This window comes from Hymenobacter agri (assembly GCF_054778495.1).
The window spans coordinates 1-2,161 of sequence record NZ_BAAGZM010000675.1 but is presented as its reverse complement, the minus strand read 5'-3'; the positions used below and the strand labels follow the sequence as shown (position 1 = coordinate 2,161).

The 2,161-nt window shown below is 64.3% G+C and carries 4 protein-coding genes; 1 reads left to right on the top strand and 3 read right to left on the bottom strand.

The annotated features are described in order from the left end of the window. A partial coding sequence (locus ACYVDE_RS20920) for an MFS transporter (protein WP_460503475.1) occupies positions 1 to 378 on the top strand: 378 nt, incomplete at its 5' end. 13 nt (positions 379 to 391) lie between these two features. Here ACYVDE_RS20920 and ACYVDE_RS20915 read toward each other — a convergent pair. The 3 genes from ACYVDE_RS20915 to ACYVDE_RS20905 form a co-directional block, all read right to left on the bottom strand. After that, positions 392 to 862, bottom strand: a complete 471-nt coding sequence (locus ACYVDE_RS20915; RefSeq protein WP_460503474.1) for a hypothetical protein — start codon at positions 860 to 862, stop codon at positions 392 to 394. Between the two features lie 80 nt (positions 863 to 942). Further along, on the bottom strand, positions 943 to 1,284 hold the full coding sequence (locus ACYVDE_RS20910) for a DUF433 domain-containing protein (RefSeq protein ID WP_460503473.1): 342 nt from the start codon (positions 1,282 to 1,284) through the stop codon (positions 943 to 945). A 55-nt stretch (positions 1,285 to 1,339) separates the two neighbouring features. Continuing rightward, a complete protein-coding gene (locus tag ACYVDE_RS20905; protein ID WP_460503472.1) occupies positions 1,340 to 1,957 on the bottom strand; it encodes an HAD family hydrolase in 618 nt (205 codons plus the stop codon). Between the last annotated feature and the right edge of the window lie 204 nt (positions 1,958 to 2,161).

The window sequence follows — 2,161 nt, the reverse complement described above, 5'->3', positions numbered from 1 at the left end:
GACGGGCCCGTCGACCCCGACAACGGCCCCGTGCTGGTGATGATAGAATACCACGTAGCCCCCGCCGACTGGGCCGCCTTCCATCATGCTGCCGAGCAGCTCACGCGGCTGCGGCTGCGCGATGGGGCCCTGCGCGCCGGCGTGTTTGCCGATGTGGCCGTGCCCACGCGCATCAGCGAGTTTTTTTACGTGGCGACCTGGGGCGAGCACCAGCGCCAGCACCACCGCTTCACCCGCGAAGACCAGGTGGTAGAAGCCCGTGTGCGCCAATTCCACCAAGGGCCCGACGAGCCGCGCGTGACGCACTTCCTGGCCTTCCCCAACACGTCGAACGTGGAAGTAGCTACGCCTATTCCCACGCTCGAAAGCCAGCGCTGAGACATCAAGCGCCTTAGTGCGCCACCTGCTGCCTAATGGCTACCCGCTGGGCTTCGAGCCAGGCGTTGGCCGCGCCTTCCTCGATGAAGCGGGCGTATTGCAGCGGCACCGCTGGGTTGGTGGTGCGAATGGGTAGGTCGGATTCGGATTCGAGCTCGCGCAGGTGGTTGGGCAGCACCAGAAAGGCCACGCACAAGGGTTGGCCCAACTCGGCCTGCACCTGCGGCAGGAAATTCGTCACCACCCATTCGGGGCCGTTGCGCCGCCGGTCAATGCGCCGGCGGGCATCAATCAGCCAGTGCCCGCAGTTATGCTCCAGGGCAGTATGGCGGAGCAGCTCGTACCCCTGCCGCAGCTGCGCTTCGTTAATAGAGCACTGCCACCGACCCACCAGCAGGCACGAATCGGGGCGATAGGCAATGTGCAGGAATGCGGTAGTGACGAGCGGTTGGTACATGAGCAGCACGGTAAGCACGCTGCCCACGGGTAGAAGACAGCCCTTCCAAAGCTACGCAACACATAGCAAATTCACTACATTAAATCGCGATTAATAACCCGTATAACCTACTTTACGGACGTGCTTTGCGGCCGGCGCTCCCACAGCTGCCGCAGAAACTCCTGCTCGGCCAGCCACTGGCTTTGCCGGCTCAGCAGCCAGGCCTCGGAGGGCATTTCGGCAGGCAGCACTGCGGGGCGCGACAGCGGTTTCAGGCGCTCGGCCGCAAAGGCCAGGCTGGCCCGAAGGTCTTCGGGTTGCAGCTCGGGGTGCGCGGCCAGTACCTCGGCTTCGGACGGGCTGGCCGCCAGCCAATCGAGTACCTGCCAAACCGGAATCCGTAAGCCGCGCACAGTGGGCTGCCCATCACAGATGGCCGGATGAATGGTGATGCGTGCAGAAACCAGCATGTTCATTCCCCCAAAGTACGAAGCGCCGGGAAGGCGTGCAAGCCCCGGGGCCGGGCTACAAGTGCTGGCGCAGGTCGGCGGGCCGGGCAATGCGTTGGGGGGCTTCGGCCTCGCTCAACTGGCCGAAGCCGTAGGTGGCGAAGATGAACGGCACACCGGCTTTCTGGCTGGCTTCAAGGTCGCCCAGGGTATCGCCCACGTACACGGGCGCTTGCAGGTCGTACTGCGCCACTACTTCGCGGATATTCTCCGACTTAGGCAGCAACCGGGTTCCGAAGCATTGGTGCCCTTCGAAATAATGCCCCAGCCCGGTGTGCTTGAAAAAGGCCTCCACGTACCCCAACTGGCAGTTGCTTACAATAAACAGCCGGTAGCCTTGTTCCCGCAGGTAGGCCAGCGTGGCCTCCAGTTCGGGATAGGGCGCGCCGCCGTGCTGCTCGGCGGCGGCCAGCTCCTGGCGGGCGCAGAGGGCGCGGTATTCGTCGAGCTTATCGGCGGGCAGGGTTGGGAACAGACGCTCGTACACCACGGTGTAGGGTTGGCCGGTTACGGCCTGCACCTGGGCCAGGGTCACATCGTGGGCTATGTAATCGACGCTGCCGGCGGCAGCCTGGAAGGCTTTGGTAATACTGGCCGAGGCATCCCACAGGGTGCCGTCAAGGTCAAAAATCACGCTATCGAAACGGGTAGGCATCAGCAACTGAAATAGTCAGGGCGAAATAGTGCGCCCGGTACCTAACCGCCCGGCCAGCCGCGGGGTTGCGTCAGGTGCAGCAAAAGGTCCCCGCCGCCACGGCCAGCGCCTGTATTGCTACAGAGGCGGCCTGCCACTGCACCAGACGGCGCGCGCCCTGCCAGCGGCTGGCCATGGCCCGGG

Excerpts from the sequence above, each read along its gene's own strand:
- ACYVDE_RS20910 (WP_460503473.1), bottom strand. The coding sequence starts at position 1,284 with ATGCTGGTTTCTGCACGCATCACCATTCATCCGGCCATCTGTGATGGG.